Consider the following 16,954-nt stretch of genomic DNA (forward strand, 5'->3'; position numbering starts at 1 on the left):
TAAGCGTTATTTTATTAAATAAAACATAAAAATAAGCCTTGATTTTAGCCATTAAATATGACATCAAAAAACAAACGTGTTTTCTCCTAAAAAATATTTAAAATCTAAAAAAAACATTAAATTTGCGCAGACTGACATTATGGAAAAGAAATCACAAAAAAACCGAGCAGCAATGCCTGAAACAAGCAAAATCTTATCAAAACAACGTATTTTTTTCGGACTTACACTTATTGTGTTCGCCGGAGTATTAACGCTGTCATTTATTTCTTATTTAATGAATTGGAAGGCAGACCAAAGCCAAGCCGGAACAATACTAGATAAGACGATAAAATCATCAAATATTTTTGGAAAACTCGGCGATTGGCTAGGTAATATCTTTATTTTTGAAAGTATTGGTATTGCTTCGTTTATCATTGCTTTTCTGTTTGTGGTCTTAGGAACAATGATTTTAAAGAAGAAAATCTTCAAACCTTGGATGACGTTTGGGCACTCACTTTTTTTCATTTGTTGGTTGCCAATCTTATTGGGGGCGATTACAAGAGGCAATGGTAATGGCGGTGTTTTAAGCGGTGTGTATGGGTATCAGATTATGGATTCTCTTTCTGCGATTATTGGAACTGCCGGTCTTTGGGTAGTTTTAGTGGTAAGCATTGCGTTGTATTTCATTCTTGAATTTAATCTTAGACCTAGCTCAATAAAAGCTAAGCTGAATATGATTAATGAAAATACCATTGGAAAAGTAAAATCAATGATGCCAAATTCTGACCAGGATTTTGATGCCGATGAGGAACTGGAAGAAGAATTACACGATGAAGAAGATAAAAATATTACTGTTACCGAAGTAGCAAGTCCTAAAAAAAGCCCTGTAACGGCCAAAAAAAATACGGTTATTCCGGAAAATCAGCCAACTCAGTCAATCGCAGAAGTTGAAACGATCGTCACGCCTAATCAAACTTCTTTTGAAGAAAATAAAGAGATTACTCCCTCTTTAAATATTACTACAGCATCTAGCAGTCCTACGATAAAACCTGAAGATGCTTTTGATGCTCCAGTTACAAATTTTTCAACATCAGCATCTTCTTTTTCTACTCCAGCTCCTACTTCTACCCCAGAACCGGAAGAAATTAAATTGAAAGTAGAAATTGCTCCGGTCATTGATATTATTGATGAGGCAGATAAACAGTCACAGGATTTGGTAGACAAACATGGTTTGTATGACCACCGACTAGATTTGGCTAAGTTCCAAATGCCGCCCGTAGATTTGTTGAAGGAATACGGAAACGAAGAAATCTCAATTAATAAGGAAGAATTAGAAGAGAATAAAAATAAAATTGTTGGTCTTCTTAAAAATTTCAACGTTGGAATTGCTGAAATTAAAGCAACCATCGGGCCCACGGTTACTTTGTATGAAATCGTTCCTGAAGCGGGAATCAGAGTGGCTTCGATTAAGAAATTGCAGGATGACATTGCCTTGAATCTTTCAGCTTTAGGAATTAGAATTATAGCGCCAATGCCTGGAAAAGGAACGATTGGTATTGAAGTTCCTAGAAAAAATCCTACGATGGTTTCTATGAGGTCGGTGATTGCTTCTCAGAAATTCCAAAATACAGATATGGATTTACCTGTTGTTTTTGGAAAAACAATTTCTAATGAAGTGTTTATGGCAGATTTGTCTAAAATGCCTCACCTTTTGATGGCGGGAGCAACCGGACAAGGAAAATCTGTAGGTATTAATGCAATCCTTACTTCTTTATTATACAAAAAACATCCGAGTGAACTGAAGTTTGTAATGGTGGATCCTAAAAAGGTTGAACTTTCTTTATATTCAAAAATCGAAAGACATTACTTGGCAAAACTTCCTGATTCTGATGATGCAATTATTACGGATACTAATAAAGTGATTAATACGCTAAATTCTCTCTGTGTTGAGATGGATCAGCGATATGATTTGCTTAAAAATGCTTTCTGTAAAAATTTAAAAGAATACAATAAAAAGTTCACTGAAAGAAAATTAAACCCAGAAAACGGACACCGTTATTTACCTTACATTGTTTTGGTGGTGGATGAGTTTGCAGATTTAATTATGACTGCCGGAAAAGAAGTTGAGCTTCCTATCGCAAGATTAGCACAACTGGCAAGAGCGGTGGGAATTCACTTAATTGTTGCAACACAAAGACCGTCTGTAAATGTAATTACAGGGATGATTAAAGCTAACTTCCCTGCAAGAGCTGCATTTAGGGTAATTTCAAGTGTAGATTCAAGAACGATTTTAGATTCTACAGGAGCTGATCAGCTGATTGGAAAAGGAGATATGCTTTATTTTAACGGAAATGAAATTTTAAGACTTCAGTGTGCATTTGTAGATACTCCGGAAGTTGAAAGACTGGCTGAGTTTATTGGGGAACAAAAAGGGTATGCTTCAGCGTTCTTACTTCCAGAATATGTTTCTGAAGAAGCAACAAGTACTGTCGGAGCCTTTGATCCTAACGAAAAAGATTCTTTATTTGAAGATGCAGCAAGAATTATCGTTTCAACACAGCAGGGTTCTACTTCTATGCTTCAAAGACAGTTGAAATTAGGATATAACAGAGCCGGAAGAATTATGGATCAGTTGGAGGCAAGCGGTATTGTTGGTGGGTTTAATGGTGCTAAAGCGAGAGAAGTTCTGATTAGTGATTTGTATTCTTTGGAACAGTTTTTGGAAGATTTGCGAAATTAAATTTTAAAAAGACAATCTTTAACTTTCAGGTTGTATGAAAGTCTAAATAATAGAAAAATTAAAAATGAAAAAAATAATATCAAAAATAGTTGTAGGAACATTGGTCGTAGGAAGTATTGGTTTTGTGCAGGCTCAAAAAATTGATGCCAAGGCAAAGAAAATATTAGATGATATTACGGCAAATTATAATTCTAAGAAAAATTCATACTTCAAATTTGCTTTCGGAAGCGGAATGAACGGAACTGTTTCTAAAACAGAGCCGGGAATTTATTATTCTGCAGGCGATAAGTATAAGTTGAAAATCATGGAAACGGAACAGATTTTTGACGGAAATAAAATCTACAACATCAATACCGAAGACATGGAGGTGACCGTGGCAAAGCCAAATGCAAACAGTACGATGTTCTCCCCTATCAATTATCTTACTTCTTACAGAAAAGATTATAATGTTGCTTACAGCGGTAAAAAAACGGTAGATGGTGTGAGTGCAGATTTAATTAAACTAACTCCTGTAAAAGCAAACGGATTAAAATATATTTATCTTTATGTAGACTCAGACAAAAAGCAAATGCTGAAACTAGAGCAATACGGAAACAACAAAGATATCTCTGTAATTGCAATTAAAGAATACAAGGAAAACCAACAATTAGACCCTAATATGTTTGTTTTTGACAAGACAAAATTTAAAAATTATCTTGTTACAGAATTATAAATCTAAATAAATATTAAAATTTAAAGTCACAAAGAAAACTTTGTGGCTTTTTTATTAATTTTGGCGAATGTTTAAAATCTTAGACCGATATATCATCAAGACCTTTTTTGGTCCGTTTTTATTTATATTCAGTGTACTGTTTTTTATATTTATAGTAAACATTATCTGGATTCAGCTGGGTCAGTTTATGGGTAAAGGTTTGACGACTTTACAGATCATGAAGCTCCTTTTCTATCTTGGAGTAAGTGTAGTAAGTATGGTGTTGCCATTAACAGTTTTATTGGCAAGTATCATGTCTTTCGGGGAACTGGGAGAACGGTACGAATTGGCCGCCATGAAAGCTGCCGGAATATCTTTAACGCGTGTGATGCTGCCGCTTTTGGGGGTAACCGCTGTTTTAGCAGTCATGCTCTACTTTTTCTCTAATAATATTATTCCTGATTTTCAACGGAAGGCGAAAAATATGCTATTTAATATTGCTCAAACCAAACCTGCCTTAAACTTTACGCCGGGTCAGTTTATTGATCAGATTCCTGGTGTCATGGTTAAATTTGACAAAATAAAAGGGGAAGATGGAAGAGATTTGGAAGGTATTTTTATCCATAAAAAAGCAGGTAATTACGAAAATCAACAGACGATTGTTGCCGAAAAAGGAAAATTTGCAAATGCTGTGAATAGAAAATATATGAAGCTTATCCTTTATAACGGAAGTGTAATTGAAGACAATTATGCCGGAAAAGCAGATAATGTAAGATTAAAGCAACCTGATCAGGCAACAAAATTTGATACTTTGATCACGCATTTTGACATTAGCGAATTAATTGATAAAGCCATCGAAAAAGAACAGATTACAGACGACTACCGTTTTCAAACGTATACTGAGCTTTTAGGTACAATTGATAAGGCTAAAAAAGACAATAGTAGAACTGCAGATAATATCAGTAACGACATTATTTCTCAAACGAATTCTGTAGTTACGTATATGGATAAAAATAAAACCAAAGCCCCTATAAAGTCTCAGTATAAATTAGACACCATAAAAGGAGAAAAGAAACTACAGATTCTTACCAATGCTTATTCTAGGTTGGATAATCTGAAAACCAATTTAGATGCTAAAGAAAAAGAGATTGATCCTAGTGTAAAATATTTCAGCAAAGTGGTTATTTACCAGCAGAGAATCCTTACCTATTCTTTTACATGTATTATATTTTTTATGATTGGTGCCAGTTTAGGATCTATTATCCGAAAAGGAGGAATGGGCGTTCCGGTAATCATAGCGATTGTAATATTTATTATTTTCTATGTCATTAATGTAGGTTTTGAAAACGTAGCATGGTCCGGAAAAATGAGCCCGTATATTGCGGCTTGGCTTCCCAATATTATCTTATTTCCTTTTGGGATTTTAATGACTTATAAAGCCTTAACAGACTCTCAGCTATTCGATTCTGAAAAGTATAAAACTTTGTTTAAACCAATCACGAAGTTATTCGTCAAACAAAAAGAACATCAACGTTATCAATAAACATAAAAAAATACTTAAAGATTCGGAGGTTTTCCGAATCTTTTTTTGTAGTATGTTGAAAAAATATCATTTAAGTTTATTTAATTATAAAAAATTATCTTTGTGGGGATTTAAATAAATTTATATGAAGAAATTATTACTTGTTGGATTATTAAGCCTAGTTTCATTGAATGTATATGCTCAGGATGATAATACTGAATACGAAATGAGAGTTGGCGAAAAAACTGGCTATATCATCGACAAAAGCGGAAAGAAAATTGAAGGTATTGTAAGGTTGGTAGGTGATGAAATGAATCCCTGGACTAATCAGAAGAAAGTAAAATTCATTGCTTCTGCTGATATTGACAATGCTAAGAAGAAACAAAAATTCAAAACCTTCGATACGGATGATTTGAAAGGCTATATGGCAATTGATAACAATAACGAAAGACATTTTGAATCTATAAAATATACCAATACAAAAGAAGCTTACAACACATCGAACGGAGGATTAAGTGGAGGATTAAAAGCATTTAATAACCTTACAAAAAGTAATCAGTTTGCTGAGTTAGTGGCAGATGGTAAGATTAAAGTATACAAATTGTACGGTTATCCGACAACTTTTTCAGCGGGAGGTCAGGTTGCTGTAGCAGAGGAAGAAACTAGAAAAATGAGAGTAAATCCGTCTTATATTTACTCTAAAAAAGGTGGAAAAGCGGAAGAACTGACAGTGGCAAAAGCAAAAATGATAGTTGCAGACTGTCCTATTGTAAAAGGAAAAGTAACAAGTGGAGAATACGGTTCTTTAAAAGAAGATAAAAAGAAAAGATCAGGATTGGGGAAACTCATCAAAAATGAAATCGACAATGCAATGTCCGATAATCTTTCTATTGTGAATGAGGTAATCTATGATTACAACGAAAATTGTAAATAGGTTTTTATTAAAATAAAGAGGAAATACATTTGTATTTTCTCTTTATTTTAATAAAACTTTAAAAATAGATATGAAGAGAATTATTTTTATTCTATCAACGATTTCAGTAATTTCTTGCTCGGGGAATTCTGAAGGCGTTGCAGGCTCAAGCAATATTAATCAAGAATCTCCCATTGAAAATCTGAACGTTCAAACTACTAATTTTTCAGAAATTGACAGTAGTGGAGTTTTGATGTTTCCACTTAAAATGGGCGAAAGCAGAAGTGAAAATGGAAGTTCTTCTTATAAAGAGATTCCCCAATCTGAATTTTGGAACATCATGTTTTACAACTCTAAAACAAGTAATTATTATTTACTGACAAAAGATAAAATTTTAATTGAGAATTTTAATGATGCAGAAACAATTTCAACTAATAAAACAAATTATATTTTTTATACAGCCAGAAGTTTAGATTATAATAAAGACAAACTTTTGAATCATCAAGACCCTTTATATCTGTATGTGTCAAATAAAAAAGGTGAAAATTTTAGACAACTTTCTCCAAATAATTTTAATCTGGAAAATTGGGAATATATAAAATCTACCAATAAAGTGGTTTTCTCTGCATCAAAAGACAGTAATAAAAATAATCTTTTTGACGATAAAGATGAAGTTGTTGCTTTTGAAGTAAACGTTGATTCAAATGAATTGGCAAAAGAAATTTTCAGTTCTGAAACAAAAAACGAACTCAAAAAACTATATGACAGAGACTGGAAAAAGGTGAAAAAATAGTCTGCCAACATTTGCTTTTAATCATTTGAAAATAATATGTATCATGAAAAATGTATTTATGTTAGCCTTAATTTTCTGTGCTTCATTTTGTTTTGCTCAAAAGGAAGACCTTAAAAAAACAATTAAGGAAGAAAGTATTGGTGGTAGTTTAGATTTTACTAAAACTATAGAAGAAAAATACTCATCTGCTCCGTTTATTCGTTTTGGTGATATTCTGTATAATAAAAAAGATTTTGCTATTTTATTTTGGGGTGCAAAAGTGAAACATTTGGGGATAGAATCTTTAGACGAAGCGATTAAGCTTTGGGAAGAAATTCATAAGAAAAAATTAACGAAGTCGGAAAATAAAGCATTAAAAACAGGTTTTGAAACAAAGTTTGAGTAAGGGTATTAGTTTGAAAACTCTATATTTTCCATATTTTTTGCTTTACTCAAAAAAAACAAAATCTTTATTCAAATTGTATTTTATAAAAACAAACAAGAGGATCCATCACTGAATCCTCTTGTTTTATATATTTTCAAAATCTGAAAATTATACTTTCATAATTTCAGCTTCTTTTGTCTTCAGGTGGTCTTCACAAGATTTCACATATTTGTCGGTAAGCTCCTGAATAGTTGCTTCCACATTTTTTACTAAATCTTCAGAAACACCTTCCAGTTTTTTCAGTTCTTTAATACCGTTTTGTCTTGCATTTCTTACAACAATTTTAGTATCTTCTGCTTCTCCTTTAGCTTGTTTTGCTAAATCTTTTCTTCTGTCCTCCGTTAAAGGTGGTACATTTAAGATGATATTTTCACCGTTGTTAGACGGAGCAAAACCTAAATTAGAATTGATAATTGCTTTTTCTATCGCTCCAATCGCAGTTCTATCCCAAGGTTGAATAGAGATGGTCATCGCATCGGGTACAGAAACGTTAGCAACTTGATTAAGAGGAGTTGGAGCGCCATAATATTCTACCATTACATCCTGAACCATGTTCGTAGATGCACGCCCAGCTCTGATTCTTTGAAATGCATGCTCCAAGTGCTTTATAGCCGCTTCCATATCATGTTTTACAGATTCTACGATAAGATCTAATTCTTCCATTATATATATAAAATTTGAATAGTTACACATTAATAATATAAATAATAAGTAATGGGTAATGAGTAATTGTTTTTACCTGATTCCTAAAACCTATTATCTCCTACCTAGTTACAAATTGACTAAAGTTCCTACATTTTCGCCATCTACAATTTTCACCAAATTACCATCTTTATTCATATCAAAAACAATAATCGGTAATTTATTTTCATGGCTTAATGTAAAGGCAGTCATGTCCATTACTTTAAGGTCTTTTTCAAAAACTTCTTCGAAAGTTAAAGAATTATATTTTACTGCATTTTCGTTTTTCTCAGGATCGCTGTCGTAGATACCGTCTACTCTTGTTCCTTTTAGAATCACATCAGCTCCGATTTCGATAGCTCTTAATGTTGCTGCAGTATCAGTGGTGAAATAAGGATTTCCTGTTCCAGCTCCGAAGATTACGACTCTACCTTTTTCAAGATGTCTTACTGCTCTTCTTTTAATGAAGGGTTCAGCCACTTTATCCATTTCAATAGCAGATTGTAGTCTGGTTTTAATTCCTGCATCTTCCAAAGCACCTTGCAAAGCCATTCCGTTGATTACCGTTGCAAGCATTCCCATATAATCGCCTTGTACTCTATCCATCCCTTTTGCAGCTCCTGCTACACCACGGAAAATATTTCCTCCTCCAATTACAATCGCAATTTCGCAGCCTCTGTCAACCACTTTCTTGATTTCCTGAGCATATTCCATCAGCCTTTCGGTATCAATACCATATTGTCTGTTTCCCATTAGTGCCTCACCGCTCAGTTTTAGAAGGATTCTTTTATATTTCATCTTTAATTTTAAATAATAGTTTTTTAAGAATTAATTTCCTTGAAAATTAACTTTGCAAATATAATCATTAAAAATATTGTAAAAAAGAAAAATATTATACATAAATAATGACCTAAATATTTTGATAAGTAGCAAAAAGGATTATTTTTGCATTAATTAAATACTGATTTGAAGAAAGTACTAATTTTTTCACTATTTCTTTCGGGAATTGTTTCATTTGCTCAAAATGGAACAAACGTTTACTCTTTCTTAAATATTCCCGTCTCTGCAAGACAGGCTGCTTTAGGTGGTGATGCAATTACCATTAGAGATTACGATGTATCTTTTGCTATTGCCAACCCGGCTTTGCTTAATAAAGATTCAGATAAACAACTTTCGATAAATGCTTCTACCTATCTGGCAGACTCAAAATTCGGAACACTTGCTTTTGCTAAAGATTTAGACAATGGGCATATGGTGACTGTAAATGCGAGATATTTAGGCTACGGAAACATCCCCAGAACTGACGAAAGCGGTTTTGAAATGGGAGAATTCTCAGCGTCTGATGTTGCTGTAGGAGCAGGATATGCTTATCAGTTTGAAGAAGACTGGACGATTGGTGGAGGATTAAATTTTATCACTTCAAAAATCGATACCTATACTTCTTCTGCCCTATCTGGGACTTTAGCCGCAACGTATCACAACAAGCAAAGCAAAGAAGTTGCTTCTGTAGTGCTTAGAAATTTCGGATATCAGTTTAAATCTTTTAATGGCGAAAGAGAAAATCTTCCGTTTAGAATAGATTTAGGATATACCAAAATATTAAAAGCAATACCTCTTGCAATTACGATAACAGCCCACGACTTACAAAAATTTGATATTTCTTCTGATTATAATGTTAACGGACAGGAAATTGGCTTCGGAAGAAAACTTGCCGACCACTTTTCTTTAGGTGCCGAGCTTTTCCCTGAAAAAGGATTCAATATCAGATTAGGTTACAATGTAAGAAGAGGAAATGAGCTTGCTGTTGTTGACCAACGAAACTTTACTGGGTTGTCTGCAGGTTTTGGTCTTAAGATTTCAAAATTCCGTTTAGATTATGCTCATGTGAGATATCATAACTCTTCCAATGTCAATCAAATCGGGATTTCTGTAGATTTAAGCGGACGTAGAGGAGAATAAATTTTATCTAATTTTAAATTATTCAGGTTTAAACTTGAAACATTCTTGATTTTTTCAGAAAATTTCTTGAAATTTGTCCTATGAAAAAACCAGTAATCGCTATTGATGGATTTTCTTCTACCGGAAAAAGTTCTATCTCAAAAATTATTGCCAAAAAATTGGGTATCGTACACTTAGATACCGGTGCTTTATATCGGGGTATTACTTGGTTTGCTCTGCAAAATTGTGTTGATGAAAATGATAATATCAATTTATCAGAACTTTTCAAATCATTTCATTTAATTGAATTAGAATTTAAAAAAGAAGACGAAGAACTGGTTCTTTTCCTTAATCACATCAATATTGCCAAAGAAATCCGAAGCAACGAAGTGTCTGAAAATGTAAGCTTAGTGGCAAAACAGAAAGAAGTAAGAGATTTTTTGTTGGATGCACAAAGATTAATAGCAAAAAATGGCGGAGTAATTATGGATGGAAGAGATATCGGAACTGTAGTTTTACCCGATGCTGATTTTAAATTTTTTCTCACCGCAAGTATTGATGAGCGTACAAAACGAAGATACAGCGAACTTCTATCTCTAAAAATAGAAGCTGATGAAACTAAAGTAAAAGAAAATCTTATTGAAAGAGACCGTATTGACAGTGAAAGAGAAATCTCACCCTTGCGACAGGCAGAAGATGCCATCGTTATTGACAATACAAATATGACAAAAAGTCAAACAATAGAAAGCATATTACAATATCTTACAAAAATTAACAATTTTTATTAGACATAAACCTTGATTGGTATATTAATTGCAACCTTTTAAAACGAAAACTAGTATTTATTAACTATTAAAAAAACAAAAAATGTCTAGAAAAGGAAATAATACAGCAGGTATTTTAGCAGGTCTTTTAGCAGGTGCTGCGGCAGGTGTAATTTTAGGAATGCTTTATGCCCCTGAGGAAGGAAAAGAAACAAGAAAAAAAATCAAAAGCAAAGCCGACGACTTAAAAGATCAGGCAAAAAATAAATATGGTGAAGTATCTGAAATAGTAAAAGATCAGTATGATAATATCTCTTCTACTTTCAAAGAAACTGCCAATAATGTAGCACATACTGTAAAAGATGGGTATGACAAATATAAAGATCAAATCGTTTCTAAAACTACAGACATGGTAAAAGATGTAGAATCTGGATTGAACGATCTTAAGAAATAATATTTAATTTTTATTGAATATAAAAAAGGAACTTTAAGTAAAAGAGTTCCTTTTTTTGTAACTTTTAAAAAAAATATACGGATGATTGAAACTATTAAAGAATACGCATCTAAAAGAATAGATTTGCTGAAAATTGAAGCTACAGAAAAATCTTCAATTTCTGCAGGTGTTATTGCTTATTTAGTGATATTGTTGGTGGCATTTGGCTTTTTTATCATTCTCTTCAATTTTGGGTTGGCATTTCTTATTGGGAAAGCTTTAGATAATTATTCATATGGATTCTTAATTGTTGCTGGATTTTATTTTGTGGTGATGATTTTAGTTGCTACCTTTAAGAAAAGAATCGTAAATATGGTGGCAAATAAAGTAATCGAATTTTTAAATCATTAAACTATGGGCAGAAATTACGAGAGTCTGGAAGAGCTTAAAAGAAAGAAGAAACTGTTGAAAAGTGAAATTACCGATTTGGAAGCTCTTTTAACTTTTAAAAACACAAAAGAAAGCTTGAGTGCATTTACCAATGGTCTCAGCGATCAATATTTGAAAGAAAAAATTGATGAAGATGGTGAAGAAACAACGGTCATCAGAAAAGATGTTATCGCAAAACAAATCACATCTGAGGTAAAAGACCTTTTGCTAAGTAAAAATACCGCAATGGGAATTGCAGGAAGCGCATTTAAAGGTGATGCGATGGATGCTGTTGTAAAACTTGCTGTAACTGCTTTTGTGGCAAATTACGCTAAGAAAAATATGAAAAGTCCAAACTGGAAAAAGAAGATTTTGGGGGCAGCATTAATTTATGTGGCACCCATGGCTTTAAAATTTGTCCGTACAAAGTTAGAAGCTTACCAGAAAACAAAAAGTGTCTCTAGTATGGAGCAACTTATATAAGTTTTAGAGTCAGAGTATTTGAGAGTTGTAGAGTATGATTAGGTTGTTACCTTCTCAAACACTAAAACTCTCAAATACTCAAACTTTAAAAAGCTGTCCTAAAATTATTCCTGCAGCCATAGAAACATTAAGGCTTTCTGTAGACTGTGATTTTCCAAATCTAGGAATACTTATTCTTTTGTGAAGAAATTGTTCTGTTTCATCGCGCATTCCGTTTCCTTCGTTGCCTAAAATCAAATTGATTTTCTTAGGTTTTTCAAATTGATAAATATTCTCCCCTTCCATATCGGTGCCTACATTGGTATTTTCAGTTGTCGAAAGATATTCTGTCAAATTACAATACACCATGTTTACTCTTAGAAAAGAGCCCATGGTTGCCTGTATCACTTTTGGGTTGTAGAAGTCGACCGTATCTTCACTGCATATAATTTGTTCGATACCAAACCAATCTGCCAAACGAATAATGGTGCCCAAATTTCCGGGATCCTGAATACCATCTAAAACCAATTGAAAATCTTTGTCTTCAAACTGAGGCTCTTCAAGCAACTCACAAACGGCTATAGAATCTTTGGGATTTCTTAGGAAACTTATTTTTTTGAGTTCATTTTCAGAGATCTGTGTAATTTCTACGTCTTTACATACAAGATTTTTAGGATCTGTAGAAAATATTTCTTTAATTTTAAAGTTAGAATTAGGAAGTTCGGAAATGATTTTATTCCCTTCAACCAAAAACAAATTGTATTTTTGTCTGAACTTCTTTTTATCTAAAGACTGTAAAATTTTAATTGTATGAGCTGTAAGCATTTTAAGAATTCTCCTCAAAAATATTATAAAATAATATCATTTGCAACATTTATTGGATTACTTTATGCGTGCAGTACCACAAAAAAAGTTCCTGATGGTGAATATTTGCTTACTCACAACAATTTTGAATTTGAAGATAAAAAGCAATTTTTCGATGATGAGCTACAAGATTATGTACAGCAGAAACCTAATAAAAAGCAGCTGATTTTCATGCCGCTGAGTCTTCTTTTTTATAATGCTGCCAATCCTAAATACGATACTATTCTTAATGAATATATGACCTATCCTAGTGAGATGAGAAATCAGAAACTTCGTGATTCTCTTTTCATTAAATATAATATGCAGAGCAGTGTCGGGAAAAGTCTTTACATGGACAGGTTATTTCATAATTGGGGAACTCCGCCTGTGATTTTAGATCAGACAAGAACTGAAAAAAGTGCTCAATCTATCGAAAAAAGGATGACGTACAGAGGTTTTTGGGATGCCGAAGTTAAATACGCCCATAAGCTTGATTCAGCCTCAAAAAAAGCATCTGTAAACTATTCAATTAAACACAATAGCCCCACAAATATCAAAGAATATTATTACAATATTCCTGATTTAGGTATAAAAGGACTTTATCAGCAAAAAATGCATGAAAGTTTGGTGAGAAGCGGGCAATTGCTTGATCAAACGGTTTTAGAAAAAGAAATTATGCGTATCAACGATTGGATGCGTGAAAATGGATATTACAGGTTCAATGCCGGAAATGATGAAGTAGGATTTGTAGCAGATTCTCTATTAAGTCGTAAAGAAGTTCCTTTGATTTTAGAAATCCGTAAAGATTCGATAAATCGTCCTTACAAAAGAGCGACTTTTGGTAATATCGATGTTGCAATTGTTGATCATCATTCAGATTTTCCAAGAAAAACGGTGAAAGACAGTCTTAGAAGAATTAGATTTCATAAGATGAATGAAAACTATAAGATTTCGTCGTTATGGAGAACAATTATTGTAGATAGTAAAACTGTTTATGATCAGAAAAAATTAGATCTTACCAAAAGAAATCTTTTGGCGATGAATAATTTCAGTATTCTTAAAGCCCGAGATTCTTTGAGACAAGGAGGGGCAACTTCACCAAATGACAGTATTGTAGATGTTTTATATATCCTGAAACCTTTAGATAAATATGAGCTAAAGATAGGAACAGATGTCAATTATTCACAGTTATTAAACTTAGGAGTTTCGCCTTCAGTAGATTTAACGAGCCGAAATATCTTCCGTGGAGCCGAAAACTTAACGACGAGTATTGCAGGAACTTTCGGATCTATAAGGAACCCTAAAAACTTAGATACAAGAATTTTAGCGTATGAATATTCTGCGCAGGGATCTCTAAGCTTTCCTAGGCTTTTACTTCCATTTAACTATTACAAACTGATTCCTAAAAGATATACCCCAACATCTTCGATTGTTTTGGGAGCTTCGGTGCAGAATAATATCGGTTTGGGAAGAACCAATTTTAATACTGGTTTAAATTATTTTGCCAATGTAAATGATCAGGTATCACACAGGTTGACATTGTTTAATACTCTTTTCAGTTTAACAAAAAATAAAGACAATTATTACGATTTCTTTGTCAATGACGATGTCGTGAGACAAACGGTTTTTGATGACTATTTTATTACTAATTCTCAAATTAAACAAGACTTTGAATCTGGAGTTTTAACCAGAGATCAAGTTTCAGAAAAAATTATTACCGATTTAGAATATGCTGCTTCTGCAGCCCTTGACCCTAAAAGAGCAGATGATTTGATTTCTTTTTTGGGAACAATCGTCAATAAAGACAGACAGACTCAGGACGTTCTTATCTCATCGATGATTTATAATTTTATTTATAATGAAATTGGTAAAAAAGATTATCCTAATGCTTTTTATTTTAATGGAAAAGTAGAATTGGCAGGAAACATCCCGAGTGTTTTTAACAAAAAAAGACAAGACGATGGTGGAATTTTAAGAAGTCCCGAAAGAACAATTTTCGGAATTCCATACGCACAGTTTGTGAAATTTGACTTTGATGTAAGAAAATATTTTAAATTTAATGGTAATCAAACTTTAGCATTACGCCAGTTTATCGGAATTGGTATTCCTTACGGAAATTCTTCAGCAATGCCGTTTGTGAGGTCTTATTTTAATGGAGGTTCTAATGATATTCGAGCTTGGGTTGCTTTTGGAGGTTTAGGGCCTGGAGCTTCTCAGATTGACGAAAAAGTACGTACTTATTTAATGGGAAACATTAAGCTGACAACTAATATAGAATACAGAGTTCCGTTTACCGAAATGTATGAAGGTGCTATTTTTACAGATATCGGAAACGTTTGGAATACCGAAAATAACGGTTTTGATGACCAGTTTAAATTCAATAAATTTATTAAAGAAATGGGGATTGGTAGCGGGTTTGGTCTTAGAGTAAATGTTGCTTACATCACATTAAGAGTAGATTTAGCGTATAAAATTTATGACCCCAATAAACCTGAAGGTGACAGATGGAGATTCCATGATATTAAGCCTTTAAAACCTACCTTAAATATCGCTTTCGGATATCCTTTTTAATCTGAAGAAATTCCTAACACAAAATACACTACAGCGACCACTCTTGCAAGTATTTCGCGGGATTGGTTTCTGTAGTAACTCTCTGGTTTTGTAACATCCTGAGCATCGAATCCTAGTGCATTCATATTATTATTTCGTGCAAAAAATAATGCTCTCAAATTATGAAAACCTTGAGAAACGATAATCACATTTTTCTTTTTGTACACATCTTTACAACGTAAAATACTTTTGTAGGTATTAAAGCCTTCTGGGTCTTCCATAATGATTTCTTCAGGCACCCCTTCTTGATAAATAAGATAGTTTTTCATCGCAGCAGGCTCGTTATATCCTTTGCTTTTTTCGCCGCTTACGATGATTTTTTTTATTTTTCCGTGATGATAAAGCAATGCAGTGGCATCCATCCTTTTGGTAAAATAAGGATTAGAAAGCCCGGAACGCATTCTTGGTGATGTCCCTAAAACTAAAGCCACTTCTCTAGGCGGAATTTTTGAAATTTTGGTATAGGTTCTTCCATTGGTGAGCCCAAAAACCCAGGCATTAGATAAACATATCAGAAGAAAAACAATTTCTACTGACACAAAAAATAGCTTAAATATGTTTCTGATTATTCTCAATTGAAATCAAAGTTAAGCTTTATTTTCTTAGTTTTTGCAATTGACATACACGCTAATATTTTCCCATGAGCTTCCTCCTTTTCGGTAAGATATTCGTTTTCTAAAAGCTCTACTTCGCCTTCTTCCAAAGTACATTCACAGCTGCCGCAAATTCCAGATTTGCAAGAATAAGGAACTGGGAAATTTTGAATTAAAAGCTGCTGAAGTATCTTCTCGCGGTTATCTGAAAGCTCCGTTTGATAGGTTTTTCCTAAAATTTTAAAATCTACCTGCACATTTTCAATCAGTGGAAATTCTTTTTCTACAGGATAAATATCATCATTAAACTCTTCAAACAATTCAAAATGAATATTCTTTTTAGGAATTCCGTGATGATGACAAGCGTTTGCCAACGTTTTTATCATTTCCCCTTTTCCACAAATTAAAACTTCATCCACAGCATCCCAAATCGTAGATTCTTCATCGGTATCATCTAAATGCAGAATTTGATTGATAATTAAGTTTAGTTTTTTAGCATCCAATCTTCCATAAAAAAACTGGTCGGCGGTTTTTTCCTGTGAGTAAAAATAGAAAATTTGCAGTCTGTCTTGGTGTTGCCTTGCAAGATTATCTAAAAGTTCACGATAAATAAGTTCTTCAGAATTTTTATTTCCAAGAAAAAGAAACAGTCTCGTTCTTGGTTCATTATGAAGGATATTTTTAAAATGACTTAAAATGGGTGTGATTCCAATTCCAGCCGCAAAACCAACAATAGTCCTGAATTCGCTCGGTTTAGAAACCAAAGTAAATCTTCCGTTAGGTTCACTTACCAAAATTTCATCTCCAATTTCGTAGTTTTCAAATAATTGAGCAGTCGCTCCTTCTGTTGAGTTTATTTTAATTCCCAAACATATCTTTTTCTCATACGGAGCCGACGTCATCGAATAATCATTAATGACATTTTCACCATGAGCCTGAAATTTTAAACTTACATATTGACCTGCTTCAAATTTAAAATTCTTTTTCAAATCCTCAGGAATTTCAAGCTCCAAAGAAAAAGTATTTTTGGTCAGCCTTTCTTTTTTAGCTATTTTTAACCGATGAAACTGCGTGAGTTTCCCTTTATAGATTTGTTGTTCCATACTGCAATTCAAAAATAAATAAAAAATAATTATGAA

The 16,954-nt window shown here is 33.1% G+C and carries 17 protein-coding genes; 12 read left to right on the forward strand and 5 right to left on the reverse strand.

The annotated features are described in order from the left end of the window. Nucleotides 1-139: 139 nt before the first annotated feature. The 6 genes from LO744_RS10360 to LO744_RS10385 all read left to right on the forward strand — a co-directional run bounded on the left by LO744_RS10360 (nucleotide 140) and on the right by LO744_RS10385 (nucleotide 7,023). Nucleotides 140-2,719: an FtsK/SpoIIIE family DNA translocase gene (locus LO744_RS10360; protein WP_230669190.1), complete on the forward strand. Its 2,580-nt coding sequence runs from the start codon at nucleotides 140-142 to the stop codon at nucleotides 2,717-2,719. A 64-nt stretch (nucleotides 2,720-2,783) separates the two neighbouring features. Then, on the forward strand, nucleotides 2,784-3,431 hold the full coding sequence (locus LO744_RS10365; protein ID WP_230669191.1) for a LolA family protein: 648 nt from the start codon (nucleotides 2,784-2,786) through the stop codon (nucleotides 3,429-3,431). Between the two features lie 67 nt (nucleotides 3,432-3,498). Next, on the forward strand, nucleotides 3,499-4,953 hold the full coding sequence (locus LO744_RS10370) for an LptF/LptG family permease (RefSeq protein WP_230669192.1): 1,455 nt from the start codon (nucleotides 3,499-3,501) through the stop codon (nucleotides 4,951-4,953). A gap of 124 nt (nucleotides 4,954-5,077) precedes the next feature. Beyond that, the gene (locus tag LO744_RS10375) at nucleotides 5,078-5,866 is read left to right on the forward strand and encodes a hypothetical protein (RefSeq protein WP_230669193.1); all 789 of its coding nucleotides are present in this window, start codon (nucleotides 5,078-5,080) and stop codon (nucleotides 5,864-5,866) included. A gap of 70 nt (nucleotides 5,867-5,936) precedes the next feature. Then, nucleotides 5,937-6,638, forward strand: a complete 702-nt coding sequence (locus tag LO744_RS10380; RefSeq protein WP_230669194.1) for a hypothetical protein — start codon at nucleotides 5,937-5,939, stop codon at nucleotides 6,636-6,638. A gap of 43 nt (nucleotides 6,639-6,681) precedes the next feature. Then, nucleotides 6,682-7,023, forward strand: a complete 342-nt coding sequence (locus tag LO744_RS10385) for a hypothetical protein (RefSeq protein WP_230669195.1) — start codon at nucleotides 6,682-6,684, stop codon at nucleotides 7,021-7,023. Nucleotides 7,024-7,170: 147 nt separating this feature from the next. Here the strand turns inward: LO744_RS10385 and frr are convergent, their stop codons facing one another. Both frr and pyrH read right to left on the reverse strand, forming a co-directional pair. Next, nucleotides 7,171-7,725: a ribosome recycling factor gene (gene frr, locus LO744_RS10390; RefSeq protein WP_230669196.1), complete on the reverse strand. Its 555-nt coding sequence runs from the start codon at nucleotides 7,723-7,725 to the stop codon at nucleotides 7,171-7,173. A 108-nt stretch (nucleotides 7,726-7,833) separates the two neighbouring features. Further along, on the reverse strand, nucleotides 7,834-8,541 hold the full coding sequence (gene pyrH, locus LO744_RS10395) for a UMP kinase (RefSeq protein WP_230669197.1): 708 nt from the start codon (nucleotides 8,539-8,541) through the stop codon (nucleotides 7,834-7,836). A 168-nt stretch (nucleotides 8,542-8,709) separates the two neighbouring features. On the opposite strand from pyrH, the gene porQ reads away from it, so the two are divergent. From porQ to LO744_RS10420, 5 genes are all read left to right on the forward strand, one after another. Next, nucleotides 8,710-9,702, forward strand: a complete 993-nt coding sequence (gene porQ / locus LO744_RS10400) for a type IX secretion system protein PorQ (protein WP_230669198.1) — start codon at nucleotides 8,710-8,712, stop codon at nucleotides 9,700-9,702. An 80-nt stretch (nucleotides 9,703-9,782) separates the two neighbouring features. Then, complete coding sequence (cmk, locus tag LO744_RS10405) at nucleotides 9,783-10,469, forward strand: (d)CMP kinase (RefSeq protein ID WP_230669199.1); 687 nt, start codon at nucleotides 9,783-9,785, stop codon at nucleotides 10,467-10,469. Between the two features lie 79 nt (nucleotides 10,470-10,548). Beyond that, entirely contained in the window at nucleotides 10,549-10,899 is a 351-nt protein-coding gene (locus LO744_RS10410) for a YtxH domain-containing protein (protein ID WP_230669200.1), read from the forward strand. Between the two features lie 81 nt (nucleotides 10,900-10,980). Beyond that, nucleotides 10,981-11,289, forward strand: coding sequence for a phage holin family protein (locus tag LO744_RS10415; protein WP_230669201.1), 309 nt, complete (start codon nucleotides 10,981-10,983; stop codon nucleotides 11,287-11,289). Between the two features lie 3 nt (nucleotides 11,290-11,292). Further along, nucleotides 11,293-11,790, forward strand: a complete 498-nt coding sequence (locus tag LO744_RS10420; protein ID WP_230669202.1) for a phosphoribosyl-ATP pyrophosphatase — start codon at nucleotides 11,293-11,295, stop codon at nucleotides 11,788-11,790. Nucleotides 11,791-11,868: 78 nt separating this feature from the next. On the opposite strand, the gene LO744_RS10425 is transcribed toward LO744_RS10420, so the two are convergent. Beyond that, nucleotides 11,869-12,594, reverse strand: a complete 726-nt coding sequence (locus LO744_RS10425; RefSeq protein ID WP_230669203.1) for a TrmH family RNA methyltransferase — start codon at nucleotides 12,592-12,594, stop codon at nucleotides 11,869-11,871. Here LO744_RS10425 and tamL point away from each other — a divergent pair. Next, on the forward strand, nucleotides 12,580-15,183 hold the full coding sequence (gene tamL / locus LO744_RS10430) for a translocation and assembly module lipoprotein TamL (RefSeq protein WP_230669204.1): 2,604 nt from the start codon (nucleotides 12,580-12,582) through the stop codon (nucleotides 15,181-15,183). The genes LO744_RS10425 and tamL overlap by 15 nt on opposite strands. Here tamL and LO744_RS10435 read toward each other — a convergent pair. Both LO744_RS10435 and LO744_RS10440 read right to left on the reverse strand, forming a co-directional pair. Then, entirely contained in the window at nucleotides 15,180-15,797 is a 618-nt protein-coding gene (locus LO744_RS10435; protein ID WP_230669205.1) for a SanA/YdcF family protein, read from the reverse strand. The two genes, tamL and LO744_RS10435, sit on opposite strands and share 4 nt — an antisense overlap. Beyond that, nucleotides 15,794-16,918 (reverse strand): 2Fe-2S iron-sulfur cluster-binding protein, encoded by a 1,125-nt coding sequence (locus LO744_RS10440; protein ID WP_230669206.1) that lies wholly within the window; start codon nucleotides 16,916-16,918, stop codon nucleotides 15,794-15,796. The genes LO744_RS10435 and LO744_RS10440 overlap by 4 nt, the downstream gene beginning before the upstream one ends. Nucleotides 16,919-16,954: the final 36 nt, after the last annotated feature.

It is taken from the genome of Chryseobacterium turcicum, assembly GCF_021010565.1.
GTDB classification, from domain to species: domain Bacteria; phylum Bacteroidota; class Bacteroidia; order Flavobacteriales; family Weeksellaceae; genus Chryseobacterium; species Chryseobacterium turcicum.